Consider the following 26,562-nt stretch of genomic DNA (forward strand, 5'->3'; position numbering starts at 1 on the left):
CATGGTCCAGCAGATGACCATCGGTCTGGGCATCGCATTTGGTGCAATCGCGCTGCACGTTGCGGTCCTGGTTCATGGAAATCACGCACAGCTCTCACTGGCCGATTTCCGGATCGCCTTCCTGCTAGTGTCTGCGCTGGTGCTGTTCTCGGTCCTCTACTTTATCGGCATGGAACCGGATGCAGGCCGGGAGGTGAGTGGCCATACACGGATCGCACCGCGATAGCGCGGAATTAAACCGAGTGAATTCACATGTCCTGATGGGCATAACCGTGGAAGTTGAACAGAGAGATAGTCCGTGCAGGAAAAAAGCGTTACCCCGTCTTCAGGACGGCTGGCCGCCTCGGCTGGTGTCTTGCCAATAGCAGACGTAGCAATCCCCCGTAGCGCCTCGCAACAGATGCTGATCCTCGTGGGCATTTGCATCGCCGTGCTCGTGCTGCCGCTGAATTTCGGCGGTGCGGCCGTGTCCGCGCCGGCCATCGGCACCGCCTTGGGAGGCAGTCCAGTGGCGGTCAACTGGATTCTCAACGCCTTCATGCTGAGCTTCGGCAGCAGTCTGATGGCCTCGGGAGCGCTTGCCGATCTGTTCGGACGAAAGCGTGTATTCGCCATAGGCGTGGTGCTCTTCGCGTTGACGTCACTTGGGATCGCCGCGGCGCCGACTCTGTTGTGGGTCGATTTTCAGCGCGCGCTACAGGGCATTGCCGCCGCGTTTGTGCTGGCCGGTGCGTCGGCAGCACTCGCACAGGAGTTCGACGGACATGGGCGCGCCCGCGCGTTCAGCATGCTCGGCACCACCTTCGGCATCGGCTTGGCGCTTGGCCCACTACTCGCCGGGTTTCTCACGGAGACGTTCGGTTGGCGTTCGTTCTTCCTGGTCGATGCCGCAATCGGCTTGACCGGATTTGCACTCGGCGTTCCGAAGCTAAGAGAATCGTACGACCCGAATGCCATGGGTCTCGATTGGCCTGGCGCCGCCAGCTTCACCGCCGCGCTGACACTCTTCACGTTCGGGCTGTTGCAAGGTCCGGAAAGCGGCTGGAGCAGCCCTCTCATTATTGGACTGTTCTCAGGCGCCGCGGCGATGTTCATCGCGTTCGTCCGGATCGAAAGGCGTGCTTCCGGGCCCATGCTCGACCTGTCGCTGTTTCGCTATCCGCGCTTCGTGGGTGTGCAGGCGCTCCCGCTAGCGACGGCATTTTGTTACGTTACGCTGCTTCTAGTCTTGCCTACGCGCTTTATCGGAATTGAAGGACATTCTGCGATCGACGCCGGCTTGATGATGCTCTCGCTATCGGCGCCGATGCTCTTTGTCCCTATCACGGCGGCATTGCTCACGCGATGGATGTCGGCCGGTGTCATTTCAGCGGCCGGCCTCATCATAGCGGCGGTCGGTATGCTTTGGTTCAGTGGCATCGCGCCTGACGCGCCATCCGGCACCCTGACACTTCCGCTGCTCATCATCGGAGTCGGAGCCGGCCTGCCGTGGGGCCTGATGGATGGCTTGTCAGTCAGCGTCGTTCCAAAGGAACGCGCGGGCATGGCAACCGGCATCTTCAGCACGACGCGTGTAGCCGGAGAGGGCATGACGCTCGCAATTGCCGGCGCGGTACTTGCGGTCCTCACACGTCTAAGGCTATCCGACGCACTCGCAGCGTTCCCGCCCGTTTCGCGCAATGCCGCCGCGCAAGCCGCCCAGCGCGTGGCAACCGGCGATCTCCCACATGCCATCGCTCTTCTGCCCGCGCTGGGGCAGCCCATTCTCGCGCAGGCATACGATGGCGCATTCCGTATCCTGCTCCACATTCTCGTGGCAATCACACTGGCCTCCGCGCTCGTCGTGCTTGGATTTCTCGGTCGCACGCCATCCACTGCGAGCCCTACCGATGCCGGTCCCGCGCTTCTGGGCGGCGAAGGGGCGGTTGATTAAGAACACGTTCGGGGTGAGTTGGCGATCCGTCATGCGCCCATCTCGCGCCCCCGATCTGTGACGTTTTCTCACAAAGTCAATATTTTTCGTGCATTGTCGTACCCTTGGTCAGGGCGCTTAATCATCCTCAAGAGCATTCCGTAACGCGTAAATCTGGAGGAAGCCATGGATCTCGGGCCGCGCAAACCTGCGATTTCCGATCGATTGATGAAACGGATCGCCTGGCGGCTCGCGCCGCTGATGATTGTGATGTACATCGCGAACCAGCTTGACCGTGCGAACATCGGCTATGCCGCGCTGACCATGAACGCCGAACTCCACATGACGACGGCGCAATACGGCTTCGCGGCAAGCCTGTTTTTTCTCGGCTATATTCTGTTCGAAGTGCCGAGCAATCTGTGCATGCATCGGTTTGGCGCGCGGCTGTGGATGACGCGCATTCTGCTCAGTTGGGGTCTGCTCTCCTCGCTGACGAGCTTCGTCCCTGACTCCCGCTGGCTCTATATCGCCCGCTTCTTTCTTGGCGCGTTCGAAGCCGGCTTGTTTCCGGGCATGGTGTATTACCTCACGCTGTGGATGCCGGCGCGCAATCGCGTATGGATGATGTCTCTGTTCGTGACAGCGATCCCGCTAACCGGCGTGCTCGGGGCACCGGTGTCCACCTGGCTGATGGCACATGCGAACGTGTTCGGTATCACCGGCTGGCGTGCAATGATTCTGCTGGAGGGGGTCCCTGCAATCATCCTGGCCGGGATTGTCTATTTCCGGCTGACGGACGACCCGTCTCGCACCCGCTGGCTTTCCGCTGCGGAAAAGAGTGAAATCGCTGCGGCGCTGGCTGCCGAATGGGCCGAGGCGGCGGCCGCCACCTCGCCGTCGAGCGCCTGGAAGGCGCTCGGCAATCCGAAAGTATGGGCGCTAGGTGTCGTCTACTTCGGCACCAATGCCGGCATCATCGGCTTGCTCTATTTCCTGCCGCAAGTCGTTAAAACGTTTGAAAGCACTTTCGGGGTGAAGTACAGCCTCGTGGATATCGGACTGATCACAGCGATTCCATTCGGCGTGGCCGTTGTCGCGACGCTCATCTGGGGCCGTGTGGTGAGTCGCCATCAAGTCGGCGCCTGGCACGTAGCAGGCCCGTTGCTGGTGTGCGCGGCCGCACTCTCGGTAGCCCTGCTGCTGAAATCTCCCTACCAATCGATCATTGCCCTTTCGATCGGCTCCGCGGCCTGCTTCTGCAGCATCACAACCTTCTGGCAGTTGCCAAGTCGTATCCTCACCGATCGCGCCGCAGCGGCCGGCATCGCGCTGATCACAAGCATCGGGGTATCGTCAGGATTCTTGCTGCCCTATTTTATCGGTTGGGTGAAGGATACGACCGGCACGTTTGTCCTCGCATTTGTGGGCATCGCCGCGACGATGGTGCTCGCCGCGATCACGGTCACGCTGCTCGAAACCCGCCGGCGAAAAATTAGCCAGCCACAGCTTGCCAGCGAATAAGCGTGGCCAGCGCCTCGCCGTCCTTAGGACTATCATCGAGGGATCCATTGCCCACTTCCTTTCGCCAGCAAGGATTCTCGATGCGCCGCGGTGTCCCTAGTCTCAGTGCGCTGCAAGCTTTTGAAGCCGCCGCGCGCCATGAAAGTTTTTCGAGAGCTGCGATCGAACTGTCGCAAACGCATGGTGCAGTCTGCAAAAAGGTCAACGAGCTCGAAGCTCATCTGGGCATCGCCCTGTTCGAGCGGGTGCGTCAGCGCCTGGTATTGTCCGCGGCTGGCGCAGAGTACGCCCGGAGAATTCGCGTTCATCTCGACCAGATTCGCCGAGATACGCTTGAGCTGATGCGCCAGCAAAGCGAAGTGAAGATCCAGTTGGCCGTCGGCGTCACGTTCGCGTCTCAATGGCTGATTCCGCGCCTGCGTAACTTCTACGAGCTCAACCCGGACCTGCAACTTCATATCATGGGGCGCGACCAGCCGACGTTCTTCGACAATTCAAGCTTCGATGCCGCGATCTATTTCGGACAGAGCCTGTGGCCAGCTATGCCCGGACAACCACTCGTAAGCGACGATAAGATTCTGGCTGTCTGTGCGCCCGGGTTGATCGGTGGGCGCGATAGCCTGAGCAGCGAAAAGATCGGTGCGCTGCCCTGGATTCACACCCGCGATCTTCCGCGTGCGTGGCTTGCATGGTCCGAAAGCGCGTCCACGCAGGTCACCGAACATCGTGCGGCGAACCAGCACTACGACATGTTCATCATGGCAATCAACGCCGCGATTTCAGGACTGGGTGTTGCCTTGCTTCCGCGCATCCTGATTGAACGGGAGCTGCGCAGCGGTGCACTCGTCCAGGTGCATCCTCATTCGATCCCGAATCCGGAGACTGTCTACTACTCATTTCCCGAGCAGAGGCGTGACTGGGAGCCGCTTAAACGCTTCGATCGATGGCTATGCGCGGCCGTGCGCGACTATCGCGAAGGCTGCCGACTCGACCGCACGGCAGCCTTCGAAGCGACGCTTGCGCCAAACTGAGGACGTCGGTATGAGCACGTCCGTGTTCAAGCGAGTTCGCGCAGATCAGGGCTGTCGCGCAGGAGTTGCTGGTAGAGCCCCTGGAAGCTGAGCCACGCGACGTAGTCGGACCCCAGTTGCGCGTGCGTAGTCCGCGCATCCTCGTCCGATAGCGGCTCAATGGGACCTGCCGCCTCGGCCAGCAACTGCACCTGACAGCAACGCTCCATTGCAATGAAACGGTACGCCGCGGCATCGATCGATGAACCGACAGTCAGCAAGCCATGATTGAGCAGAACGGCGGCGCGCTTTGTGCCCATTGTCTCCGCGATTCGGCGACCCTCTTCCGTGGCGAGCACGACCACGTCGCCTCGAAACAGGACGTGATCGTCGTAGAAGAGACAGGCTTCCTGATTGAGCGGAGCAAGGAGCCGTGCGCGCGCTGAAAACGCGCGGCCGGAAGGCGTGTGTGTATGGGCTGCTGCAACGACATTCGGATTCGCGCCGTGGATACCGCAGTGAATCGCCGCGGCAGCGGCGTTGACGGGTCCGGTCCCATGATAAACGTTGGCCTCCTCGTCGATACAAACGAGATCGTCGGGATGGATGGACGAAAAATGCTGTGCGTACGGATTGACCCAGAACCGGTCGTGAAACTCCGGGTCGCGCACCGTGATATGCCCGGCTATGCCTTCGGCCAGTCCGAATCGCGCAAAGATGCGAAATGCCGCAGCAAGTTTGAGCTTGCGATGTTGCCGTTCATCGTCGAGGCTGGCGAATACCGGCGGCTCCGGCAAGCGCCCGCCGATCGGTTTCGGAATGTGCAACTCGCGGACTTCCGCATGGCCCATGACATACTCCTTCGTGCTGGTCTGAGCCTTGATTTTCGTTTGCGCAGACGACACCGTCCATCGACGATTTGTCACAAGGTCGCTTCTTGCGCTCACACGCGCGGCCTCGTGATTCGACCGTGGTGTCCAGATACGCAAGGAAGCGTCCGGGGCCAAGTCATGAAACATGGCTTACATAAAAATTCAATCGCAAGTGTTTCGATAGTCATGCGATACTCGTTTTTTGACAAACCGAACCCACGTCGGATGCTGTCCAATTAACTGAGGCATGCTGATTAACTACGCAGACCAACGTACATGTCAGCCACATCAGGCAACCACAAAACACCTCGCGGCCCCATACTTTCCCTATGGAAACAAATTGCGACGATGCGCTTTGCGCCAGCGAAAACGCGCAAAAGAAAACCGATGATCTTGCGCGCGACATCATCGAGCAGATCGCCGATAAGTGGACCATTCTGGTGATCGATGCACTTGGGACTGACGGCGAGATGCGTTTTTCACGCTTACGCGAACACATCGGTGGTGTCAGTCAGAAGATGCTCACGAAGACGTTGCGCCAACTAGAGCGCGACGGCCTGGTTTCGCGCCACGTGCATCCGGTGATACCGCCGCGTGTCGACTATCGGCTGACACCGCTGGGAAGCAGCCTTCTGGACAAAATCTGCGGAATCTGGGATTGGGCCGAAAGTCACATGACCGAAATGGAAGCGGCGCGGCTGCAGTTCGATCGTGGAGAAAAGCGGGTAAACACCTCGCTCTCCCCCAACGGAGCGACTCTTTAGACCGCGAGGTTGAAACTTGTGAGTTGTGAACGCATGCGGCGCTTCGATGCCGACGCTTTGCTCTTCCGACGCCGCGGCGATCTCGCCCATGATCTCGTCGACCCGCCCTGCCGGATGCAAAATCTCGGCCATTGTCGCCCCGATGTCGCGATTCAGGCTGTGCGCTTGCGTCGTGCCGGCGGGACTGTCCATTCCCCGCCCTCCTCAACGTGTTCCGTCAGCTTGTCGACGCAGTGAAAAAGCACTCGCTTTTCTTCCGTCGACAGAACGGACATGAGCTGCTCGTCGAAAATCTTGCCGATCCGATCGCACTTTCGGACGATTGTCTTGCCCTTCCTGGTCAAGTTCAGGTTGATGACACGTGCATCCGCCGTGCCGGTAGAGCGTGTCAGTAAGCCACGATTGGCTAGCGTGGTGACCAGCTTTGAAACCAGCGTCTTTTCAAGGTATGTCAGCTCAATGAGCGGACCGAGGGAGATACCCGGCTGCATATCGACGAAACGCAGCACGCGCAGATCGCGCAGGGTGACATCGCATTCGGCTTCGTAAAGGCCAGACGCCACGCCCTTGGCCAACTCACTGAGTACGTCGAGGCGAAAATTCAAATGCTCCAGTCTTGGATACGGCGCCTTCGACATGCTGTTCTCCTATTCACATACTCTGATTCAGTTGCACACTACAACTTTTGAATTTTACGCGTTTCCTGCACGAAACATACCATCGTATGGCAACTCGCCAGATGTCCTCTGCCCGCGACATGAATCTTCTGATGTAACCACGTTGGTACGGCACATCAATTCTGTAGTCGGTTCTCGCACCGACTCAAAATCCCAATATCGTTTCAATGGCCTTTCGCCGTCGACCGTCGCATTTCGCCCTGATGCAGTGCGTCGCCGATTTCGTTGTGCCCGATGCACCTTCCTTGCGCGCATCTGCACTCTTTCCGAACATGATAGTGGGTTCACCTCCGCTTGAAAATACCCGATTCGCACTTGTATATAGGGTTTGCGCGCGATGGCACGCTTTGTGCAATTCGAATCAATGTGAATATTTCAATTGTTGCAATTTGCATCTATGTATCGTCGGCAACCGACGAATCCAGCAACTGAGTCCCCAATCAATTCCTTCAAAATCGTCGACAAACCGTGCACCGACTCTGCCCTGAGCGGGCACGTAAGCGAAGCGCGAAGTGATTCGAGTTCAGCACGAGGTCCAGCATGTCAGTACAACTAGCGTTGCGAAACATTCGAAAGTCCTTCTCTAGCAAACAGGGCTCGGTCGATGTGCTGGGTGGATTGTCGTTCGACATCAACGAACGGGATTTCGTCAGCATCATCGGCCCGTCGGGCTGCGGCAAGACGACCGTGTTCAACGTGATCGCCGGCCTTCTGGAACCCGACAGCGGCGAGATCGTCTATCGAGGGCAAGCAGTCACCGGCTTGCGTGGCAAAGTCGGCTACATGATGCAGCGTGACCTGCTGTTGCCGTGGCGCACCGTATTGCAGAACATCCTGATCGGGCCCGAGTTGTCCCGCATGCCGGCTGCGCAAGCGTGCGAAATGGCAATGGAATACCTGAACACCTATGGCCTGGCGGGTTTCGAAAATGCCTATCCGCGCATGCTGTCCGGTGGCATGCGCCAGCGTGTCGCGCTGATCCGCACCTTGATCAATGATCCCGACATCATCCTGCTCGATGAGCCGTTTTCGGCGCTCGACTATCAGACCCGGCTGTATCTGGAAGGCGTGCTGATGGAAGCGGTCGAGACGTTCCACAAGACGGTCGTACTGGTCACGCACGACATCGACGAAGCAGTCGCGTTATCGAAGCGTGTGGTGGTGCTAGGCGGCCGGCCCTCGCAAGTCAAAAAGGTCTACGACATCGAGATCGGCGCGCGTTCGCCAATCGGCGCGCGCAGCGATCCGAACTTTTCCGGCTACTTTCACGCGCTGTGCGCGGAACTCGATATCCAGACCGAGGCAAAGGCAGCATGAACCAATCCGCATCCATCAATAACGCGAAAGTCGCTGCGACACGCAGTCAGACGCGCTCTGGTCCCGTGCTGAATACCGGATGGGGGCGCACGGTCCTGCAGCTCGTCGCGGTGATTGCATTCTTTGCAATTTGGGAAGGCGCTGCGCGGCTTGGCTGGGTATCGAACTTCCTGGTCGGCTCGCCGACAAAAATCTACGACGCTCTAGCTCGCTCCGCTGAATCAGGCGACCTCTTCGTCGATATCGGCTACACCATGTTCGAAGCGATGCTCGGCTTTCTGTTCGGCACAGCGGTCGGCTCGGTCTGCGGCCTTGCGCTATGGTATTCGCCATTCGTCGCGCGACTGATCGAGCCATTCATCGTCGCGGTCAACAGCGTTCCGAAGATCGCTTTCGCGCCGATTGTGATTCTCTGGTTCGGCACCGGGCTCGTTTCGAAAGTTGCGCTGGCAATTTCGCTGACTGCGATCGTCGCGCTGATAGCCGCTTACGAGGCAGCGAAAGAGGCCGATCCTGATCTTCAGGCACTGCTCGTCACGCTTGGCGCGAACAAAAACGATGTGTTCCTGAAAGTCGTTATTCCGTTCACGCTGCCTTACGTGATCTCGACATTCCGCATCAACATCGGCTTTGGTCTGGTAGGCGCAGTGGTGGGTGAATTCATTTCGTCAGAGAAAGGGCTTGGCCACATGATCTTTACCGCCTCAAGTCTTTACGACCTGAACACCGTGTGGGCCGGCCTCTTCGTGCTGATGGCGATTGGCTTCGTGTTGTATTTCCTGATTGACCTGGTCGAACGCAAGCTGCTGCCATGGCGACAGGTGTCGAATGCACCGACGCTACGAGTTTGACGCTGCCGCCACTCAAGGTCGAATTGTTTGCTTTTCGCCCGCCAATCTAATTTTTCTCTGGACCTGAAAATGGCAATCCTTGCAAGAGAAATGCTGGCTGCTTTGACAACAGCAGTCGCAGTTTCGGCCGTCACCATCGCAACGCCCGTCTTGGCCGCCAACAAAAAAGCCGTTATTTCGCAGGCTTTCCAGTCGATGTTGTATCTGCCACTTTACGTCGCCATCGACGGCGGCTTCTTCACCAAGGAGGGGCTGGATGTGACAAAGCAGACTGCGGGCAGCCCGAGCGCGGCGCTATCAGCCGTGTTATCGGGAAGTGCGGACTTCTCGTTGCATGGTCCCGAATGGACCGCGGTCGCTGCTGAAAAAGGCGCGAATGTCGATGTGATCGCCAACGTTGTGAACGGTGCGGCGGTGTGGATCGTCACTGCGCCGGATAGCAAATTCACCGGCATCAAGGACGTGAGGGGCCAGACAGTCGTGTCAGGACAAATGCCGACTACCAGCACGTCGCTGTTCTTCAAGTTGCTAAAAGAGAACGGCATGTCGCCAGCCGACGTAAAACTATCCCAGGTACCGCTCGGCTCCGAGATCGGCCCACTGGTTGCAGGCCAGTCCAAGGTTGCGGTGATGTATGAACCCGGCCTTGATCAGGCCGTCGCCAGAGGCATGAAGGTGGTGCTCGGCTTTCCGAAGTTGTATGGCGAATACGCATTCTCGTCGATCTCGGCGAAAAGGAGCGTGGACCCCGATGTGGCGGCGCGGTTCGTGAAAGGTATGGAACAGGCACTCGTCTTCATGCAGAACAATTCCACGGAAACCCTGGCGATCGCCCGCCGTGAGTTTCCAAGCCTCGATCCGGAGATCGTTAACGCTGCGGTGAAACGCATGTTGAACGAAGGCGTGTATCCCAGGAGCGTCGACATCACCCCGAAAGCGCTGACGGTGGCAATGGATACGCAGATCTCACTCGGTAACTTGAAGCAGCAGCCGAATTACAGCACGTTCATCGTGCAGAACTACATTCATCAAGCACTAGCCACGAAATGACCCATTCTTGCCCCTCCCCAACCATCCGCGAAATCCGTGAGGCGATCCGCGCGGGAACGCGCACCATCGACCAGACTGTCCAACAGGCATTTGATGCGGCGCAACGGCTGCAGCCTGAGTTGCAAGCGTTCATCCATCTGCCAGCGTCGCCGATAGTCAATCGTGCCGCTCCCCACGCGCCGCTCGCGGGCGTCCCTGTCGGCATAAAAGACCTGATCGATACGGCCGATATGCCCACCGCGTACGGATCGCCGGCCTACGAAGGGCGCAGGCCCGACAAGGACGCATGGGTGGTCGCCCGTTTGCGCGAAGCCGGTGCCACGGTACTCGGCAAAACGGTCACCACCGAGTTCGCCTGGCGTCAGCCTGGCGCTACGACCAACCCGTGGAATAGCGATCACACGCCTGGCGGTTCGTCGAGCGGCTCGGCTGCCGCCGTTGCGGCAGGCATCGTGCCGCTCGCGCTCGGTACGCAGACGTTCGGATCCGTCATCCGCCCCGCCGCGTATTGCGGTGTAGTTGGGGTAAAGCCGAGTTACGGCACGATTGCGCGGACTGGCGTGTTGCCGTTGTCAGGGTCGCTCGATCACCTTGGCGTTTTCACCACCAATGTCGCTGATGCAGTTCATGCGCTATCGATTCTGGCAGGGAGCGATGCGGACGATCCACACCCCTCGCATAACAGTCGCCAGAGGAAAGACCCAGGCGATGCGGCGAAGCGGCCGCCACGTTTCGGCGTGTTGCGCGAGCAGATCGGTGGGGCCATCGATAAAGCGCAGCAACACGTGCTGAATCAGCTTGCCTTACGTCTGCGAGCTGATGGCGCAGAAATCGTCGGTGCGGACTTGCCGGTCGAGCTGTTCGACGCTGCACGACATGCCTCGATCCTCGTCGCAGTTGAAGCAGCGCTGGTACACGGCGAACTGGTAGACCGTTCTCCAGCCCTTGTCAGCGCACCAATCAAGGCTCTGGTCGAGGAAGGCCGGGCTTTGTCCGCGACTGGGTATGCGAAAGCGAAGGCATTGCAGGTACAGATGGCGCTTCGCTTCGACCGGTGGCTCACCGAAGAAGCCGGACTGGATGCGCTGCTGGTAGCGCCCGCATCGGGCGAGGCGCCCCGGGGGCTCGACTATACGGGCGATGCGGCGTTCTGCACGCCCTGGACCTTCCTCGGCGTGCCGGCGGTGACGTTACCGGTTAACTTCGGTCCGGCGGGGTTGCCGCTTGGCGTGCAACTGGTCGGGGCGGGTCAGCACGATGCCGCGTTGCTGTCGCTTGCCGAGTGGGTAGAAGGTAGAACCGGCTGGAACATCGCGGTTGCGTCTCGCTGATGCCGGCTTCGTTGTGCACAGGCAGTATCACGTGATCATGCGAACCCGTAGCGGCTGAGCGGGTAGTGAAGATCGATTGATGGTTTGAGGAAATATGTCTGCAGAATTTTTAAATCCAGTGCGGGGCATCCGCGGGATGGCGGTCACACCCCATGCGCTGGCGTCACAAAGCGCGCTCGCGATCCTTCGCGACGGAGGCAATGCCGTCGAGGCGATGATTGCCGCCGCGGCGACCATCGCAGCGGTGTATCCGCATATGAACAGCATCGGCGGCGACGGCTTCTGGTTGATTTCGCGGCCGGGGGAAGAGCCAGTCGGTATCGAGGCATGTGGAGCGGCGGCATCGGCGGCGACGATCGACGCCTACCGCGCACACGGCCTGCAATCGATCCCGTTTCGCGGACCGCTGGCGGCGAATACGGTGGCCGGCACAGTGTCGGGTTGGGCGTTGGCGCATCGTTGGTCCACGGACAACCTCGGCGGCAAGCTCCCGGTCGCACGCCTGTTGGAAGATGCGATCGCCTACGCAGATGGCGGTATTCCAGTCACGCGCAGTCAGTCCGAATGCGTCGCGCTCAAACGGCAGGAACTCGAATCGGTCGCGGGGTTCGCACAGACGTTTCTGACGGGCGACAACCCGCTGGGCGTGCCGACTGTCGGCGACCGCTTTGTCCAGCCACGCCTCGCCGCGACGCTCGAGCGCCTCGCCCATGCGGGTTTCGACGACTTCTACCGGGGCGACCTCGCACGCAGCATCGCGGCCGACCTGCGTGCCCTCGAAAGTCCGCTGTCGCTAGCCGACCTTGAACAGCATCGCGCAAGGCTGCGCACGCCGCTGGCGCTCACTCATTCGCTCGGCACGATCTACAACATGCCGCCGCCCACACAAGGGCTTGTGTCCCTGCAGATTCTTGGTGTCCTCGACCGCGTCTTGCGCGACGATATGGATCCGCTCGGCCCGGAGTACGTCCATGCCTGCGTGGAGGCGACCAAGCTCGCGTTCGCCATCCGTGACAAGCACATCACCGACCCGGATTACATGGACATCGATCCGCAGGCGCTGCTTGCGCCGCCTGTGCTCGACGCAATGGCCGAGCAGATTTCGATGTCTGCAGCCGCCCCGTGGGGTCGCGGTCTCGGACCGGCCGACACAGTATGGCTCGGCGTGATCGACGCCGATGGCGTGGCCGTCAGCTTCATCCAGAGCATTTATCACGAGTTCGGCAGCGGCCTCGTGCTTGCGGATTCGGGTATCAACTGGCAAAACCGCGGCTGTAGCTTCTCGCTCGATCCCTCTGCGCGCAATCCACTTACGCCGGGACGACGGCCGTTTCACACGCTGAACCCGGCACTCGCGCGCTTCGCTGATGGACGCACGATGGTGTACGGAAACATGGGCGGCGACGGCCAGCCGCAATCGCAAAGCGCCGTGTTTTCGCGCATCGCCCATTTCGGCTGGAATCCGCAAGCCGCTATCGATGCGCCTCGCTGGCTGCTAGGCCGGACCTGGGGGCGAAGCAATGAATCGCTCAAGCTTGAGGCGCGGTTTCCCGCCAATACGTTCAATGCGCTGCGCCGTCTCGGCCATGACGTCGAACAGATGCTGCCATACGACGAAGCAATGGGCCACGCCGGCGCGATCGTCCGGCACGGCAACGGATGTCTGGAGGCAGGCTTTGACCCGCGCAGCGACGGAGCCGCGGCTGGCTGGTAGGCACATCCGCTAGACAGCGGGCGGCCGCGCCGCCCGCACCTTTTCTAAACCAATAGCCCGCGAGCGTTCGCGCCGACAGTAAGGACGGCGCACGTCCGTCCATCTGTCGATCTTTCAATCCAGAGCGGAGAAGCACTTTGAACACCCCCACGCAATCACTGAAAGGCGCCGCCTCACCCGCCGCGCAAACAGCCCGGCATACCCGCTGGATCCAGCTCGGACTCGGCCTTGTTTGCATGATGACGATTTCGAGTCCGCAATATGTATGGACGCTGATGACGAAGCCTCTCATGGCCAAACTCGGCATCGCGCTGCCGGAACTGCAGGTGACATTCTCACTGCTAGTGCTACTGCAAGCATTTTTTTCACCATTCCAGGGCGCCCTGATTGATCGTTTCGGGCCGCGCAGGCTGATCTCGATCGGTACGTTGCTGGCAGGCCTGAGCTGGGTGCTCGCTTCGTACGCGCACAGTACGTCGATGCTGTACCTCACGTATGGCTGCGTCGGTGGTCTCGGTACCGGCATCGTCTACGTCGGCGTGGTGGGATTCGTGGTTCGCTGGTTTCCCGATCGACGCGGTTTCGCCGCCGGTGTAGCGGCCGCAGGCTACGGCATGGGCGCCATTGTCACCACCTTTCCAATCTCAACATCGCTGGCAACGCACGGTGTCGAATCCACGCTGTGGCTGTACGGCATCATCTTCGCAGTGATCGGTCTCCTCGCCTCGCAGGGTCTGCGGGTACCGCCTGCGGCGGACAGTATCGGCTCGGCAGTATCCCGGACAGCGGTCGCGACGCGCGACTACCGCCCATCCGAGATGCTCAGGACGCCGCTCTTCTGGCTGATGTTCCTGATGATGACGATGATGTCTACCTCGGGCCTCATGGTTACGTCGCAGATGGCAAGCTTCGCCGCTGACTTCGGCGTCAGCAAGGTACTGGTCTTCGGGCTCGCCGCGTTGCCGCTGGCACTGACAATCGACCGCTTCACGAACGGCCTGACCCGTCCGCTGTTCGGCTGGATCTCGGATCGCCTGGGGCGTGAAAACACGATGTGTTTCGCGTTCGCGCTGGAAGGTGTGGCGATGACGCTCTGGCTGCTGACGCGCGACAACGCGGTCCTGTTCGTCTTGCTGTCCGGCGTGGTGTTCTTCGGTTGGGGCGAAATTTTTTCGCTGTTCCCTTCAACCCTGACCGATACATTTGGTACCCGCTATGCCACCGCCAACTATGGCTGGCTCTACATCTCGTTCGGCATCGGATCGATCTTCGGCGGTCCGCTGGCCGCGCTGCTGCATCAGCACACCGGCAGCTGGGTGCCGGTGTTCGGCTGTGCAATTGTGCTCGACCTGAGTACCGCCGCGCTTGCGATGTTCATGTTGAAACCGAAGCGCGCGCGCTTTGTTGGAAACGTGCACCCATGATCAGCGATTTCTATCGATTGCGCGGGTCATTTTCGATTATCTCCACTCAGATTCGCGCACCTATACTCATTTTTAACCAGCACGAAACGGCCGCCTGCAGCGTGGCAGATGACCGTTCATCCATCGCCGATGCGCAACGCGCCGGGCGTGTGTCTGACATTCAAACGGCGGATTAGGAGAACAGGCATGAGCAGAGCACCCGCAGCGGTCGTGGCGTACGCCCAGCCGAAGACATCGGTTCGCTGGAAGATTTTTCTCATCATGTTGCTGCTGGTAACGGTCAACTACATCGATCGTGCATCCCTGTCCGTCGCGATGCCGATGATCGCAAGCGAGTTCACGCTTACGCCGGTCATGCAAGGCCTCATTATGAGTTCCTTCTTCTGGTCGTACACGCTGATGCAGATTCCTGGCGGCATGGCCGTCGACCGCTTCAAGCCGCGGCTCGTCCTCGCGTTGTGCACTTTGCTCTGGGGTGCCTTCCAGGGTCTAGGCGCGTTGACGACCAATGCAATGACTCTGCTCGCTACGAGGCTCGGACTCGGTGTGGCCGAAGCGCCCGTCGCTTCGGCAGGAGGTGCGCTCAATGCGATGTGGCTCACCCAGCATGAGCGGGTGCGCGGTGCATCGCTGATGGATGGCGGCTCGCCGCTCGGCGCGGCGCTCGGATCAGTGCTGATCACCTGGCTGATCGTAGTCGCACACTCATGGCGCGCAGCGTTCGCGATTGCCGGCGTAGGCACGGTCTTGTGCGGCATCGGCGCCTGGTACTACATCAAGAATCAACCGCGCGAACACTCCGGGGTCAATGAAGCCGAAGCGGAACACATCGAGCATGCCCGGCGGAAGGAAGATGAAAAGGAGGCGAAAAACCTGTCGGGCAATTCGCTCGATTTCTTCAGGTATCGCTCAGTGTTGCTGATGTTCGTCGGCTTCATGTGTTGCACGACGCTTTACTACGGCCTGTTGACCTGGATGCCCACTTATCTTCAGAAAGTGCAAGGCTTCAACATTCAGCAAATGGGCGGTGCCAGCTTCGTGATCTTCTTCTGCGGTTTCATTGGCGAACTCTTCGGTGCCTACGTCGCCGACAAGTGGCTCGCCAGCGGCGCCGCGCCGAACCGCGTCATGCGCACGATTTTCGGTATCGCTGGGGTGGTTGCCACGATTGCGGTGTTTTCAGTGGCACATGCGACGAGCCCGACGATGGTCGTGATCCTGCTGTCCATCACGCTCTTCTTTCTACGGTGGGGCGGACTGTACTGGTCGATCCCCGCAATGCTCGCCTCGCGCAACAAGGTGGGCACGCTCGGTGGGCTGCTCAACTTCGGCGGAAATATCGGCGGCATGGTGATCCCGATTGCGATCGGCGCGATCGTTCAGTTCACGGGCTCCTATTTCCTTGCGCTGATGTGTTTCGCCGCAATGGGCGTCGGCCTGCTGGTCTGTTCGGTCGGAATCGATTATGAAACGAAGATTCCGGTCTGAGCGAACGCCGCGCCTCTCATGAACAACGTTGCTACTGAGATCGGAAAATGGGAATAGCAAAAGTCGAAGACATCATTGGCCAAACCGTCCGCCGCGACATTGGCCGCATGAAACGGTTCGTTGAAGGTCAGCTGGAAGCGGCCGCACGTTCGATCATCGGCACACCGAACGCCCACGTCGGTATCGTGACGGGTTTCTTCATACGCAATGCCGTGCCGCCCTCGCCGGAGACGGACGGGCTGGGCGGCATGGCCCATCTGGCCGCCGCACTTTCGAACCTCGGCATACCAGTAACAGTGATCTCGGATGCGCCATGCTGCAAGGCCGTCTGGGCAGTCACCACGGAATTGCCGAAAGACGTGGCGTTCGAGATCACCTCGGTGAGCGCGGCATCGGTCAAGTCGTTGAGAGCCCGGCTAAGCGAGGCTGAACGTCCGATCACGCATATGATCGCAATCGAGCGGGTGTCGCCCGCGAGCGACGGCAAACCGCACCGTGAGTACGGCGCAGATATGTCCGACGATACCGCTCCGCTGCACCTTCTGTTCGAAGATCCCGAGTGGTCGCGTCCGTGGGTCACGATCGGCATCGGCGACGGTGGCAATGAAATCGGCATGGGCGTGCTGCCCGAGGAAATCGTCCACGACGACATTCCCAACGGCCCGTTGATCAGCGCAGCCATTCCCGCGGACTACCTGATCGTTTCCAGCGTCTCGAACTGGGGCGGTTGGGGTCTGGTATCCGCGATGGCAATGGTCGCGCCGCGAGACGCAGCGGCGCGGTTGCTCACCGACTTCACGCCGGAGCGCGACCGGGCGTATCTGGCAGCGGCCGTCGACGTCGGACAGGCGGTTGACGATAGCCGCATCGACCGCCCCGCGACGCCGAAGATGAGCGTCGACCGGTTGTCGTGGGAACAGCATGCACACGTACTGAGTCAGCTCAGGGCGCACGTCGACGGATACCTCGCGGCGCCGTCGCATGCGTGAGCGCGACACCCACTTTATTTTTTAGCGTAGCAACCATGTCCGATCTTTCGAGTACCACTCTCCAACGTGCGCCGTCGTGGGCAGCCAGTTTGCCAGATGAATTGCAGACACCGTGTTTCATCGTATCCGAGCGCGGCATTGTCGATAACCTGCATGCGACCGCCCGCGCGTGTGGAGGGGTGGAACGGCTCATGCCGCATGTGAAAACGCATCGCGCAGGATGGGTCGTCAAGAGACTGATTCGCGAAGGCGTAACCGCTTTCAAGGCCGCTACCGTGGCGGAAGTGGCGATGGTGCTCGAGGCCGGCGCAAAACACGTCGTGTGGGCATATCCGACCGTAAACCGCGCTCATATCCGTACCTTGCTTGCGCTGGCGCACGCTCATCCGGCCGCACGGGTGGACGCGCTCGTCGACTCGGCGGCAGGCGTAGCCGCGTGGCGTATCGCAACGAACGGGGCGCCGTTGACCAATCTCGCGCTGCTCATCGACCTGGATGCCGGCATGGGCAGAACGGGCGCGCCGATAGCAACAGCGACGTTGCAATTGGCCCGTGATCTGGCCACAGTCGGTTGCTTTGGAGGATGGCATGTCTACGACGGCCATATCCATGATCTCGACAATGCAGTACGCCGCGCGCAGGTGGGCGCCATCGTGGAGAAAGTGGCGGCGCTGACGCATGCGGCCGATGCAGAGGGACTGTCGACGAGGCTCATCGCCGGGGGCAGCTATACGTTCGATCTGTGGCCGCGCACACTTGCCGACTTCGTATCCCCGGGCAGTTGGACGTATTCGAGCGCTCAACACGACATGGAGTTGCCCGCGCTCGGTTGGACGCCAAGCGCATACGTCCTGGCAACGGTGATTTCACGCAACGGCACAACCGCCACGCTCGATGCGGGCTCGAAGGCCATCTCGCCGGACAAGCCGCTGGCCGAGCGCTTTCGGTGGGACGGCAAGATCGTCATGATGAGCGAAGAGCACGTCGTGGTCGAGGACACCGATCTGGCTGTTGGCGACCGGGTGATGCTATTGCCGCGCCATGCTTGCACGACTGCTTATCTCTACCCCAGCGCGATGGTGCTTAACACCGAAGGGTCGTGGGAAGTGCGTGAGCAACTCGGGAGCCGTCGATAGGCAACGAGGCCCGCACGCTAGAAGCCGTAGAGCCTTGCCGGATTTTCGACGAGGATTCGATGCCGCGTCGATTCATCAGGTATCCACAGCGTCAGATCATCCAGCAAGCGAGCGGCGTCCGGCTTGTTGTCGGCCGCTTGCGTTGGATGAGGCCAGTCCGATCCCCACAGCATCCTATCCGCTGCAATCTGGGCAAACCTGAGCGCGACCATGCCGGCGTCGGCGTAGACCGGCGCTCCGCTTTGCGACACGAGATACGGTCCGCTCAATTTGACCCAGGTACGGCCGTTGGCCACCAGCGCCTCGACCATCCGGAACGCGGCATGCTCCGCGCCGCCCGGTTGCGGGATCTGCCCCATATGATCGATCACAAGCGGCGAAGACAGATTCGCCAGCAACTGCCGATGCGCGAGTAGCTGCTGGGCGGTGGCGTTGACCTGGATGTGCCAGCCGAGCGGTTCGATCCGCTTCGAGAGCGGCTCCATCATCGATGCCGTGACGCCGACCAGGTATTCGAAATTAAAGCGCAACCCGCGTACGCCCGCGTCGTGAAGACCGGCCAGCTCACCATCCGTCACGCTGACGGGCACGGTCGCGATACCGCGCGCGGTCTTTCCGAACTGTGACAGGGCATCGAGCAAGCAACGGTTGTCGGTTCCATACGTCGACGGTTGAACGACGACATGTCGCTCGACGCCCAGCCTTTGCTGCAGCGCGCGATAGTCGGCGACCGTCGCGTCCGGCGGCTGCAATTGCGCTGACGGATCGACCGGATACCGCGCATCGTAGATGTGGTGATGACTATCGGTCGCCTTCGGTGGAACCGGAAAGCGCGGCTGGCCGATGTCGCCGACGCGTGCCCGCTCCTCACGGAAAGCAGATTCGTCGGATGAGGCTGGCGTGGTCGCGAGGCCGATCGTCCGGTTGCTGCGCTCAGGGTCTTTGCCGCCGTGGAGGATATCGCGGTGGTTTTGCTTCTTTTGCTTCAAGCGGCATCTCCTCAAGCCGACGGGTCAATCGGTGCTACGGACTGTCCCGCTGCAAAATGATCAACGACGCAGCACGTTACGGTGCAACGAAAAGAGTGGACTACTATACGCATGCAATTTTTCCGGGAGATAATCAAAGTTAGCCACGTCATCTGATAGAAACCTTCGATCATGCGCATTTCTCTTCAGCAAATTGAAACCTTTTATTGGGTGGCACGGTTAGGCGGATTTCATGCGGCAGCGCGTCATCAGCACCTCACGCAGCCAACCATTTCGGCACGCATCCAGGAGTTCGAAGAGCATCTCGGCGTGCAGCTCTTCACGCGCAGCCGGACCCGATCCGAACTCACGCTCGCAGGTCACGATGCACTCGCCAATGCGGAACAGATGCTTAGGCTCGCAGAAAGGCTCGAACAGATTGCGAAGCGTACCGACCCCATGTACGGGCTTCTACGTCTCGGCGCGATTGAGTCCATCGCTCTCGCGGGGCTTGCAGATCTGCTGACGCAGCTTAAGTCGCGGTATCCGCACATGAAGATCGAACTCACGATCGATGTGGGCGTCGCACTCGGACGCAAGCTCGGCGCGCACGAACTGGACATAGCGATACTGAATGATTCCACCGATGCGCCTCACGTGGTCGAGACTGCCATCGGCTACACCGATCTGCACTGGGTTGCGTCGCCGCAACTCGTACCGAACTGCAATGTCGCGCCTGACGAGCTTGCGTCGGTGCCGATCATCACCGTCTCGCAACCGTCATCGAATCATTCGCTTGTGATGAACTGGTTACGCAGCGCCGGTTGCAATCCGGACAACATCAGCTCATGTAATTCCCTGTCGATGATGTCGCGACTGGTCGCGGCCGGACATGCGGCCGCCGTGTTGTCGCCCGCGATCATGCGCGCCGAGATCGATGCCGGGCTGATTCATGTGCTCAACACTGAACGGCCGATCACTCAGCAAGGGTTTTTTGTCGCCTATCAGGAAGAATGTCTTAGCGGCGCGGATACGATCGTGGAGTTGGCAAAAGAGGTGCTCACACGCAGTCGCGTGCTGATTCCGGGGTAGTCGGCGCGAGGGCGCCGGTAAGGATTCAACGCACCGGCGACCATTGATCAATTGGAGCATGTAGCAATGAAGGCTTTACCGGCGGCGGTATTACGCACCTATGCGATGCCCGAGCGAAGCGATCGCCTCGATTTCTACATACGCGACCAGGCGTCGCGCCCCGCGATTGAAGAGTCGCACAAGCACGAATATTTTCAGATTCAGATCAACCTCGGCGGGGACACCGAACAGCACATCGGTGGAGTACGCCGACCCTTTCCCGCAGGTGCGGTCGCCTTTATCCTGCCGCATCGCTTGCATCTGATACCGCACCCCGCGCATTCGCGCTTCATTGTCATCAACTTTACGCAAGCGTTTCTACGCGCCAATACGGACGGAATCGCGGATCCGCTGGACCTCGAGGACGTGTCGATCACGCAGGCACCCGAACTCGCGCCATTCAGGCTTCAGGAGTACGTCGACTTCATTCTGGAGGGCGCCGATCTCGCCGAGATCGAATCGGTTTTGTCACGCATGCTGGAGGTCAACGAGACGCGGCGTTTTGGTTCGACCGCGCTTTTGCGCGGATACCTTCTTCAGCTTATCGGGATCGTATGCCAGCGACACGCGGATCAACTACTTCAGCTTTCCTCGCGTAACGTCCAAAGACTCGGCCGACGAGACGCTTTGGTCCGTGTGGACCGTCATGTCAATGCACATCTCGCGAGCGATGCACTGTCTCTGACCTCTGCCGCCGCCGCTGCGTTTCTGTCGCCAAACTATCTTGCGCATCTGATCAAGAAGGAGACGGGCCGGACATTTGTCGAGTGGGTGACCGAGCGACGGATCGCACGTGCAAAGGATCTGTTGGCAAACGACAACCGGCGCATCAAGGACATTGCGTTTCTGGTCGGTTATCGCGATGAAGCCTATTTTTCGCGGCGATTTCGTCAGTCAGTCGGTCAATCTCCGAGCGACTTTCGCGACATGCAGCGGAGTACGGGTCAACCAAACGGTGGCGCAACCGCGCGTAGAGGAGCACCGTAAGATCGTCCTGGTGTTCAGTAGATTTGTCCTGCACGACGCGTTCGCAGGGCGATATCGTAGGTAGGCCAATGCCAATCCCGAGGCTTACCATGACCGAATATTCAGTGACACCACCCACGATCACTTCCGTTGCTGTCAGCGGCTCGACGAGCCGCTTTCCCGTGCGCCGCGTGTTCTGTGTCGGGCGCAACTACGCAGAGCACGCGCGCGAAATGGGCGCCAACCCGGACCGGGATCCTCCGTTCTTCTTTTCCAAACCCGCCGATGCCGTCGTGCCCGCGACCGGCGTGCTTCCGTACCCTCCCCTTACCTCCGACTTGCACCATGAGATTGAACTCGTCATCGCGGTCGGCAAGGAAGGAAAGGCAATCGCCTCCGAAAACGCACTCGATTTTGTCTGGGGTTATGGAGTGGGGGTCGATCTGACCCGTCGGGATCTCCAGGCGACGGCAAAGAAACTGAGCCGCCCATGGGACTGGGCCAAAGGCTTTGACGCGTCTGCGCCAGTGAGCGAGATCAAGCCGGCGTCCGCGTCAGGGCATCCTTCCACCGGACGGATATGGTTGTCCGTGAATGGCGAAGTCCGTCAGCAAGGCGATCTCAGCGACATGATCTGGCCAGTCGCAGACATCATCAGCTACGTTTCCCAGGCAGTCACTGTGAAGCCGGGAGATCTGATTTTCAGCGGAACACCTGCTGGCGTCGGCGCACTACGCCCAGGCGACAAGGTCGCAGGCGGAGTGGATGGCGTTGCGAACTTCAGCTTTGAGGTGAGCCCGTTGAACATCTGAGTCCACGCTTGAGTCTCTCTGCGAAAGCGCCCCTCGGTTCGCACCGGGCGCGCTTGTTCGCACGGCAGATCAATCGATCCGGAGCGGATCACCGTCGAATTCGACAAGGCAGCCGAAGCCGCCATGAAACAGCGCTTCACGCGCATCTTCCGTCTTTCCCATCGCCTCGATCTCAGCCGCGTACAGTTCGGCATCGTCTTCCGGCACGAACCCGAGATAGCGCACGTTGGCGTTGTCCCAGCGATTGCGCGCGTTATTGGATACGCCATACACGATCGCGAAGTGAAAGTCCGGATAGTCGATGCAGCGGCGCGCCACCTGTACCATGTCGCGATGGCTGATCCAGGTGAATAGGTGGCGCGGTGCCGTTGGCCGGTTGTCCGGACGGAACGAACCGATCCGGATGCAGGCAACCGACATGCCATGCTTGTCCGCATACATCCGGCCTAACGCCTCGCCGAACACCTTCGAGATGCCGTAGCGGCTGTCAGGGCGCGGCTCGACGCTGTTGTCGATCATCCGGTCGCGACGATGAAAACCCACTGCATGGTTCGAACTCGCGAACACCACGCGCTTGACGCCCGCTTGCCGAGCCGCTTCGAACACGTTGTAGCAACCCTCGATGTTCATATCGCGGATGCGTTCCCAGCGATCCTCGTCAGGAATGCCGGCGAGATGCACGACGACATCGACGCCCTGCATGACCGTCAGGAGATCCTCCAGCCGCGTGATGTCCGCGGTCACGATTTCCTCACCTGCCTGTGCGTCCGCCTGCGGCGCAATATCCGCGAGGCGCAGTTCATAGTGGCCCTGGAAACCGGCGCGGAGCACGCGTCCAATGTGACCGGCCGCGCCGGTAATCAGTACTCGAGTCATTGATACCCTCTCCGTGATTCAGATAAATACGGTTATTCGGTCTCGCCCTTCTGCACGGCGTAGCCGGCCGAGCGGCGATGATGCGCTTCAAGATACGCATCGCGCGATGGCACCAGGTGCTCCCGGCATAACTTGATCAACGATTCCCGGTCGCCGGATCGGAGCGCCTCGATCATCTGGTGATGATCGGCGCGAGCCTTCTCCAGATACTGAGGAAACACGATCGATACTGAACGAATGGCATGCGTGCGGCGTTCATATTCGTGAATCGCCTCGGTTAAAACCTGGCTTTCCGACAGCGCAAAGAACGCATGGTGAAAGGCCATGTTCGCGCGGAACACACGCCGCAGATCGCCGGCGATGGCTGCTTCGTCGTGCTCTGCCTGAATTGCCATTAATGCATCGAGCGCCTCGCTACTGACCGGAAAAACGATGCGCCTCGCCGCGTCTGCTTCAAGCAGTTCGCGTAGCGCATACAGTTCAGTGACCTCGCGCGGCGTAAACGACTTGACCACCGCGCCTACATTCTTGCGGCGCTCCACGAGGCCGCGCCGCTCCACCTCCACCAGCACCTGACGGGCCACGTGGCGCTTCAGGTTGAAGCGCTCGCACAGATCGTCTTCCACGAGCCGTTCGCGCGGATGCAGAACGCCAAGGACGATCTGCTCCTCGAGTTCGTCCGAGACGCTGCGCAGCGTCTCGTCGATATTGCGGTCGCGCTCGACCGTCTTCGTCGTGGGTGCATTGGAGCGTTTGGGCGTGGCAGCATTGCTCATAAAAAGGATCCGCAAAATGATCTAAGCCGCGAGCCTATACGAAAATGCGATCTTTAACCCTTGTTTCCGTCGCCGGGAACCGTCGCGGTAATTCGGGAAGCTTGCAAAAAGTCAAAGTCGCAGCCCTCGTCAGCCTGAGTGATCGTCGTCAGGAAGAGTTTGCGATAGCCACGCTCCTCGGGATCGACGTTGTGCTCCGGCAGCACGGCGAGACGCGTTGCAATTTCCTCGTCGCTGAGGGCAAGTTCGATGGACCTATCCGCCACGCTCAGGCGAATCCGGTCGCCCGTTTGTACGATCGCGAGCGGACCGCCGATCGCCGCTTCAGGCGTGACGTGCAGGACCACTGTGCCGGATGCCGTGCCGCTCATGCGTCCATCCGAAATGCGCACCATGTCTTTCACACCCAGGCGGCCGAGCTTGCGCGGGATCGGAATGTAGCCCGCTTCCGGCATCCCCGGTGCACCGACCGGTCCGATCCGCTTGAGCACGAGTACGTCGTGCGCTTCCACCTCCAGCTCCGGATCGTCGATACGGCGCGCCAGATCCTCCGCGTCCTCGAAGACGACAGCCCGCCCTTCGTGCTCCATCAGGCTGGCGCTCGCCGCCGACTGCTTGATGATCGCGCCGCCCGGCGCGAGATTGCCGCGCAACACCGCGATACCGCCTTGCGGAAAGATCGGACGGTCAAGCGGGCGCACAACATCTTGCGGGAAGCTCGCCGGGGCGAGGTCCAGCTCCTCGCCGAGCGTACGGCCGGTCACAGTGAGGGCGTCGAGATGCAGCAGCCCTTTGATCTCGCGCATGACTGTGGTGAGGCCGCCGGCGCGATGCAGATCTTCCATGTAGTGCTGTCCAGACGGTTTCAAATCGACGAGCACCGGTGTTTCACGCGCCATCTGGTCGAGTTGCTCAAGGTCGATGCGAATGCCGAGCCGGCCCGCAATTGCCGTGAGGTGGATGATGCCGTTGGTCGAGCCGCCGATTGCGAGCAGCACCCGCAACGCGTTTTCGATCGCCTTGGGGGTCAGGATTTTCGCCGGACTTAGGTCCTGCCCGATCATCGCCACGGCCTGCGCGCCGGTGCGCTCCGCAATGCGGATGCGATCGGCAGTCACGGCAGGCGCTGACGCACCACCCGGCAGCATGATGCCCAAGGCTTCCGCAATGCAAGCCATCGTGCTTGCCGTTCCCATCACCGAACAGGTTCCGACCGTCGCAACGAGCTGATTGTTGACCGCTTCGATCTCGGCTGCGTCGATCTGATCGCCGCGGAAACTCGCCCAGAAACGACGGCAATCCGTACATGCCCCCACCCGTTCACCGCGATGCGAGCCCGTGAGCATGGCGCCCGTCACCAGTTGAATAGCAGGAACGCCCGCCGCCGCTGCACCCATCAACTGGGCCGGGACGGTTTTGTCGCAGCCGCCGATCAGCACCACCGCGTCCATCGGCTGGGCCCGGATCATCTCCTCCGTGTCCATCGACATCAGGTTGCGCAGGTACATGCTGGTCGGATGCGAAAAGCTCTCGGCGATCGAAATGGTCGGGAATTCGACAGGCAGCCCGCCTGCCAGCATCACGCCGCGCTTTACCGCCTCGATCAACTGCGGCGCGTTGCCGTGGCACGGGTTGTAGGCACTTCCGGTGTTCGCGATGGCCACGATCGGACGCGACAGCGCGTCGTCCGTATAGCCCGCGCCCTTGATGAACGCCTTACGCAGAAAAAGCGAGAAACCTTCATCGCCGTAGTTCGTCAGGCCCTTCCGCAAGCCGCTTTTCTTCTCGCTCATTGTTTCTCCTAAATCTTCGATGAGATTATCAATAATATTGACGAGAATCTTACCGATACTTATAGTCTGTCCGCAAGCGATTCTTTTTTGTTGCGGCCGATGCCGCACATCAACCCTCTCTAACAGCATTCCGCCGAGGTCTTCATGAAGCATGTCGTGGCCTATCGTTCGTTGCCTCCTGCCGTGCTGGGGCTTCTTCGTGAGCACTGTTCCGTCGAGCTGGTCGACGTTTCCTCCGGCGACCTGGCGGCATTCAGGCGAGCCTTGGGCACGGCTCATGGCATGGTCGGCAACAATCTCAAGATCACGCCTGAGATCCTCGATGCAGCGCCCCTGCTTCAGGTTGCGTCGACCATTTCGGCGGGCTTCGACGCGTTCGACGTCCCCGAACTCTCGCGCCGTGGCATTGTTCTGACGAATACGCCCGAAGAAGTCACCGAAACCACCGCGGACCTTGTGTTCAGCCTGATCCTCGCGACCGCCCGGCGCATTTCCGAACTCGCCGACTGGACGCGGCGCGGCCAGTGGACGCGTACCATCGGCGAGGCGCAATTCGGTGTCGACGTACATCACAAAACGCTGGGCATCGTCGGGCTTGGACGCATTGGCAGCGCCGTCGCCAAACGCGCCGCCCTCGGCTTCGGCATGGATGTGATCTATTCCAATCGCTCCCGCAACCCTGAAGCAGAGGAACGCTACGGCGCGCAATGGCGGCCACTTCCCGAACTGCTTGCGACTGCGGATTTCGTCTGCGTGCTGGTGCCGCTATCGCCCGCCACCGAGCGACTAATCGGCAGCGCCGAGCTCGGGACCATGAAGCCGTCGGCCATTCTCATCAACTGTGCTCGCGGACAGGTCGTCGACGAAGCCGCCCTCATCGCGCATCTCCGTGAAGGCCGCATTCTCGGCGCCGGTCTCGACGTGTTCGAACGCGAACCGGTGTCGCCGGACTCGCCGCTGCTCCAGTCATCGAACGTGGTAGCGGTGCCGCATATCGGTTCCGCTACGCAACAGACCCGCGAAAACATGGCCATGCGCGCGGTGCGCAATCTCATCGAAGCACTCGATGGCCAGCTCTCGTCGACCTGTGTCAATCCCGAAGCGCTCCACGCCCGCTCGTCCGCGCAACAGATCGCCGGCTGAATGGCGCGAAACACCCCCACCCCAATCAAAAGGAACACGCG

The 26,562-nt window shown here is 60.3% G+C and carries 25 protein-coding genes; 19 read left to right on the forward strand and 6 right to left on the reverse strand.

Features of this window, described 5'->3' with window-relative positions; genetic code table 11:
• The first annotated feature begins 1 nt into the window (after window position 1).
• The 4 genes from PQQ86_RS35880 to PQQ86_RS35895 all read left to right on the forward strand — a co-directional run bounded on the left by PQQ86_RS35880 (window position 2) and on the right by PQQ86_RS35895 (window position 4,464).
• Window positions 2–226, forward strand: a complete 225-nt coding sequence (locus PQQ86_RS35880; RefSeq protein WP_408278197.1) for a hypothetical protein — start codon at window positions 2–4, stop codon at window positions 224–226.
• Between the two features lie 174 nt (window positions 227–400).
• Window positions 401–1,933, forward strand: a complete 1,533-nt coding sequence (locus PQQ86_RS35885; RefSeq protein WP_408278199.1) for an MFS transporter — start codon at window positions 401–403, stop codon at window positions 1,931–1,933.
• Between the two features lie 165 nt (window positions 1,934–2,098).
• A complete protein-coding gene (locus PQQ86_RS35890) occupies window positions 2,099–3,433 on the forward strand; it encodes an MFS transporter (RefSeq protein WP_408278202.1) in 1,335 nt (444 codons plus the stop codon).
• 2 nt (window positions 3,434–3,435) lie between these two features.
• On the forward strand, window positions 3,436–4,464 hold the full coding sequence (locus PQQ86_RS35895; RefSeq protein WP_408278205.1) for a LysR substrate-binding domain-containing protein: 1,029 nt from the start codon (window positions 3,436–3,438) through the stop codon (window positions 4,462–4,464).
• 26 nt (window positions 4,465–4,490) lie between these two features.
• On the opposite strand, the gene PQQ86_RS35900 is transcribed toward PQQ86_RS35895, so the two are convergent.
• Window positions 4,491–5,294, reverse strand: coding sequence for a class II aldolase/adducin family protein (locus PQQ86_RS35900; RefSeq protein ID WP_408278208.1), 804 nt, complete (start codon window positions 5,292–5,294; stop codon window positions 4,491–4,493).
• A gap of 350 nt (window positions 5,295–5,644) precedes the next feature.
• On the opposite strand from PQQ86_RS35900, the gene PQQ86_RS35905 reads away from it, so the two are divergent.
• Window positions 5,645–6,079, forward strand: coding sequence for a winged helix-turn-helix transcriptional regulator (locus PQQ86_RS35905; RefSeq protein ID WP_408278211.1), 435 nt, complete (start codon window positions 5,645–5,647; stop codon window positions 6,077–6,079).
• Between the two features lie 152 nt (window positions 6,080–6,231).
• Here PQQ86_RS35905 and PQQ86_RS35910 read toward each other — a convergent pair whose 3' ends face one another.
• A complete protein-coding gene (locus PQQ86_RS35910) occupies window positions 6,232–6,717 on the reverse strand; it encodes a MarR family winged helix-turn-helix transcriptional regulator (protein ID WP_408278213.1) in 486 nt (161 codons plus the stop codon).
• A 579-nt stretch (window positions 6,718–7,296) separates the two neighbouring features.
• Here PQQ86_RS35910 and PQQ86_RS35915 point away from each other — a divergent pair.
• The 10 genes from PQQ86_RS35915 to PQQ86_RS35960 all read left to right on the forward strand — a co-directional run bounded on the left by PQQ86_RS35915 (window position 7,297) and on the right by PQQ86_RS35960 (window position 18,056).
• A complete protein-coding gene (locus PQQ86_RS35915; RefSeq protein WP_408278216.1) occupies window positions 7,297–8,073 on the forward strand; it encodes an ABC transporter ATP-binding protein in 777 nt (258 codons plus the stop codon).
• Window positions 8,070–8,924 (forward strand): ABC transporter permease, encoded by an 855-nt coding sequence (locus tag PQQ86_RS35920; protein ID WP_408278219.1) that lies wholly within the window; start codon window positions 8,070–8,072, stop codon window positions 8,922–8,924. The genes PQQ86_RS35915 and PQQ86_RS35920 overlap by 4 nt, the downstream gene beginning before the upstream one ends.
• 69 nt (window positions 8,925–8,993) lie before the next feature.
• Window positions 8,994–9,974, forward strand: a complete 981-nt coding sequence (locus PQQ86_RS35925) for an ABC transporter substrate-binding protein (RefSeq protein ID WP_408278222.1) — start codon at window positions 8,994–8,996, stop codon at window positions 9,972–9,974.
• Window positions 9,971–11,305 (forward strand): amidase, encoded by a 1,335-nt coding sequence (locus PQQ86_RS35930; protein WP_408278224.1) that lies wholly within the window; start codon window positions 9,971–9,973, stop codon window positions 11,303–11,305. Before PQQ86_RS35925 ends, PQQ86_RS35930 begins: the two co-directional genes overlap by 4 nt.
• Window positions 11,306–11,441: 136 nt before the next feature.
• Entirely contained in the window at window positions 11,442–13,019 is a 1,578-nt protein-coding gene (locus PQQ86_RS35935; RefSeq protein WP_408278226.1) for a gamma-glutamyltransferase family protein, read from the forward strand.
• A 137-nt stretch (window positions 13,020–13,156) separates the two neighbouring features.
• Window positions 13,157–14,443, forward strand: a complete 1,287-nt coding sequence (gene oxlT / locus PQQ86_RS35940; RefSeq protein WP_408278229.1) for an oxalate/formate MFS antiporter — start codon at window positions 13,157–13,159, stop codon at window positions 14,441–14,443.
• Window positions 14,440–14,619 carry a hypothetical protein gene (locus PQQ86_RS35945; RefSeq protein WP_408278233.1) on the forward strand — a complete coding sequence of 60 codons (180 nt, stop codon included), beginning with the start codon at window positions 14,440–14,442 and terminating at the stop codon, window positions 14,617–14,619. Before oxlT ends, PQQ86_RS35945 begins: the two co-directional genes overlap by 4 nt.
• A 10-nt stretch (window positions 14,620–14,629) precedes the next feature.
• Window positions 14,630–15,931, forward strand: a complete 1,302-nt coding sequence (locus tag PQQ86_RS35950; RefSeq protein WP_408278237.1) for an MFS transporter — start codon at window positions 14,630–14,632, stop codon at window positions 15,929–15,931.
• Between the two features lie 47 nt (window positions 15,932–15,978).
• Window positions 15,979–16,920 (forward strand): glutamate cyclase domain-containing protein, encoded by a 942-nt coding sequence (locus PQQ86_RS35955; RefSeq protein WP_408278239.1) that lies wholly within the window; start codon window positions 15,979–15,981, stop codon window positions 16,918–16,920.
• A gap of 35 nt (window positions 16,921–16,955) precedes the next feature.
• Entirely contained in the window at window positions 16,956–18,056 is a 1,101-nt protein-coding gene (locus tag PQQ86_RS35960; protein WP_408278242.1) for an alanine racemase, read from the forward strand.
• Window positions 18,057–18,073: 17 nt separating this feature from the next.
• Here the strand turns inward: PQQ86_RS35960 and PQQ86_RS35965 are convergent, their stop codons facing one another.
• Window positions 18,074–19,045, reverse strand: a complete 972-nt coding sequence (locus PQQ86_RS35965) for an amidohydrolase family protein (RefSeq protein WP_408278244.1) — start codon at window positions 19,043–19,045, stop codon at window positions 18,074–18,076.
• A 171-nt stretch (window positions 19,046–19,216) separates the two neighbouring features.
• On the opposite strand from PQQ86_RS35965, the gene PQQ86_RS35970 reads away from it, so the two are divergent.
• The 3 genes from PQQ86_RS35970 to PQQ86_RS35980 all read left to right on the forward strand — a co-directional run bounded on the left by PQQ86_RS35970 (window position 19,217) and on the right by PQQ86_RS35980 (window position 21,933).
• Complete coding sequence (locus tag PQQ86_RS35970; RefSeq protein WP_408278247.1) at window positions 19,217–20,116, forward strand: LysR family transcriptional regulator; 900 nt, start codon at window positions 19,217–19,219, stop codon at window positions 20,114–20,116.
• 66 nt (window positions 20,117–20,182) lie between these two features.
• On the forward strand, window positions 20,183–21,142 hold the full coding sequence (locus PQQ86_RS35975) for an AraC family transcriptional regulator (protein WP_408278250.1): 960 nt from the start codon (window positions 20,183–20,185) through the stop codon (window positions 21,140–21,142).
• 89 nt (window positions 21,143–21,231) lie between these two features.
• Window positions 21,232–21,933 carry a fumarylacetoacetate hydrolase family protein gene (locus PQQ86_RS35980; protein WP_408278253.1) on the forward strand — a complete coding sequence of 234 codons (702 nt, stop codon included), beginning with the start codon at window positions 21,232–21,234 and terminating at the stop codon, window positions 21,931–21,933.
• Between the two features lie 69 nt (window positions 21,934–22,002).
• On the opposite strand, the gene PQQ86_RS35985 is transcribed toward PQQ86_RS35980, so the two are convergent.
• From PQQ86_RS35985 to PQQ86_RS35995, 3 genes are read right to left on the reverse strand one after another with little or no spacing between them, the layout of a single operon-like run.
• Window positions 22,003–22,809, reverse strand: a complete 807-nt coding sequence (locus PQQ86_RS35985; RefSeq protein ID WP_408278255.1) for an NAD-dependent epimerase/dehydratase family protein — start codon at window positions 22,807–22,809, stop codon at window positions 22,003–22,005.
• Window positions 22,810–22,841: 32 nt separating this feature from the next.
• A complete protein-coding gene (locus PQQ86_RS35990) occupies window positions 22,842–23,585 on the reverse strand; it encodes a GntR family transcriptional regulator (RefSeq protein WP_408278257.1) in 744 nt (247 codons plus the stop codon).
• Window positions 23,586–23,638: 53 nt separating this feature from the next.
• Complete coding sequence (locus tag PQQ86_RS35995; RefSeq protein WP_408278259.1) at window positions 23,639–25,378, reverse strand: IlvD/Edd family dehydratase; 1,740 nt, start codon at window positions 25,376–25,378, stop codon at window positions 23,639–23,641.
• Window positions 25,379–25,522: 144 nt separating this feature from the next.
• On the opposite strand from PQQ86_RS35995, the gene PQQ86_RS36000 reads away from it, so the two are divergent.
• Window positions 25,523–26,521, forward strand: coding sequence for a 2-hydroxyacid dehydrogenase (locus tag PQQ86_RS36000; protein ID WP_408278262.1), 999 nt, complete (start codon window positions 25,523–25,525; stop codon window positions 26,519–26,521).
• Window positions 26,522–26,562: the final 41 nt, after the last annotated feature.

The sequence above is a fragment of the Paraburkholderia sediminicola genome, from assembly GCF_046026675.1.
In the GTDB taxonomy this organism is placed as follows: Bacteria; Pseudomonadota; Gammaproteobacteria; order Burkholderiales; family Burkholderiaceae; genus Paraburkholderia; species Paraburkholderia sediminicola_F.

What these genes read in the sequence shown, in the direction of transcription:
- PQQ86_RS35995 (WP_408278259.1), bottom strand. Translation starts at nt 25,378, where the DNA reads ATGAGCGAGAAGAAAAGCGGCTTGCGGAAGGGCCTGACGAACTACGGC.
- PQQ86_RS35910 (WP_408278213.1), bottom strand. Translation starts at nt 6,717, where the DNA reads ATGTCGAAGGCGCCGTATCCAAGACTGGAGCATTTGAATTTTCGCCTC.
- PQQ86_RS35915 (WP_408278216.1), top strand. Translation starts at nt 7,297, where the DNA reads ATGTCAGTACAACTAGCGTTGCGAAACATTCGAAAGTCCTTCTCTAGC.
- PQQ86_RS35880 (WP_408278197.1), top strand. Translation starts at nt 2, where the DNA reads ATGGTCCAGCAGATGACCATCGGTCTGGGCATCGCATTTGGTGCAATC.
- PQQ86_RS35945 (WP_408278233.1), top strand. Translation starts at nt 14,440, where the DNA reads ATGATCAGCGATTTCTATCGATTGCGCGGGTCATTTTCGATTATCTCC.
- PQQ86_RS35920 (WP_408278219.1), top strand. Translation starts at nt 8,070, where the DNA reads ATGAACCAATCCGCATCCATCAATAACGCGAAAGTCGCTGCGACACGC.
- PQQ86_RS35900 (WP_408278208.1), bottom strand. Translation starts at nt 5,294, where the DNA reads ATGGGCCATGCGGAAGTCCGCGAGTTGCACATTCCGAAACCGATCGGC.
- PQQ86_RS35970 (WP_408278247.1), top strand. Translation starts at nt 19,217, where the DNA reads ATGCGCATTTCTCTTCAGCAAATTGAAACCTTTTATTGGGTGGCACGG.
- PQQ86_RS35955 (WP_408278239.1), top strand. Translation starts at nt 15,979, where the DNA reads ATGGGAATAGCAAAAGTCGAAGACATCATTGGCCAAACCGTCCGCCGC.
- PQQ86_RS35935 (WP_408278226.1), top strand. Translation starts at nt 11,442, where the DNA reads ATGGCGGTCACACCCCATGCGCTGGCGTCACAAAGCGCGCTCGCGATC.
- PQQ86_RS35985 (WP_408278255.1), bottom strand. Translation starts at nt 22,809, where the DNA reads ATGACTCGAGTACTGATTACCGGCGCGGCCGGTCACATTGGACGCGTG.
- PQQ86_RS35980 (WP_408278253.1), top strand. Translation starts at nt 21,232, where the DNA reads ATGACCGAATATTCAGTGACACCACCCACGATCACTTCCGTTGCTGTC.
- PQQ86_RS36000 (WP_408278262.1), top strand. Translation starts at nt 25,523, where the DNA reads ATGAAGCATGTCGTGGCCTATCGTTCGTTGCCTCCTGCCGTGCTGGGG.
- PQQ86_RS35975 (WP_408278250.1), top strand. Translation starts at nt 20,183, where the DNA reads ATGAAGGCTTTACCGGCGGCGGTATTACGCACCTATGCGATGCCCGAG.
- PQQ86_RS35960 (WP_408278242.1), top strand. Translation starts at nt 16,956, where the DNA reads ATGTCCGATCTTTCGAGTACCACTCTCCAACGTGCGCCGTCGTGGGCA.
- PQQ86_RS35890 (WP_408278202.1), top strand. Translation starts at nt 2,099, where the DNA reads ATGGATCTCGGGCCGCGCAAACCTGCGATTTCCGATCGATTGATGAAA.
- PQQ86_RS35950 (WP_408278237.1), top strand. Translation starts at nt 14,630, where the DNA reads ATGAGCAGAGCACCCGCAGCGGTCGTGGCGTACGCCCAGCCGAAGACA.
- PQQ86_RS35990 (WP_408278257.1), bottom strand. Translation starts at nt 23,585, where the DNA reads ATGAGCAATGCTGCCACGCCCAAACGCTCCAATGCACCCACGACGAAG.
- PQQ86_RS35885 (WP_408278199.1), top strand. Translation starts at nt 401, where the DNA reads ATGCTGATCCTCGTGGGCATTTGCATCGCCGTGCTCGTGCTGCCGCTG.
- PQQ86_RS35905 (WP_408278211.1), top strand. Translation starts at nt 5,645, where the DNA reads ATGGAAACAAATTGCGACGATGCGCTTTGCGCCAGCGAAAACGCGCAA.
- PQQ86_RS35925 (WP_408278222.1), top strand. Translation starts at nt 8,994, where the DNA reads ATGGCAATCCTTGCAAGAGAAATGCTGGCTGCTTTGACAACAGCAGTC.
- PQQ86_RS35930 (WP_408278224.1), top strand. Translation starts at nt 9,971, where the DNA reads ATGACCCATTCTTGCCCCTCCCCAACCATCCGCGAAATCCGTGAGGCG.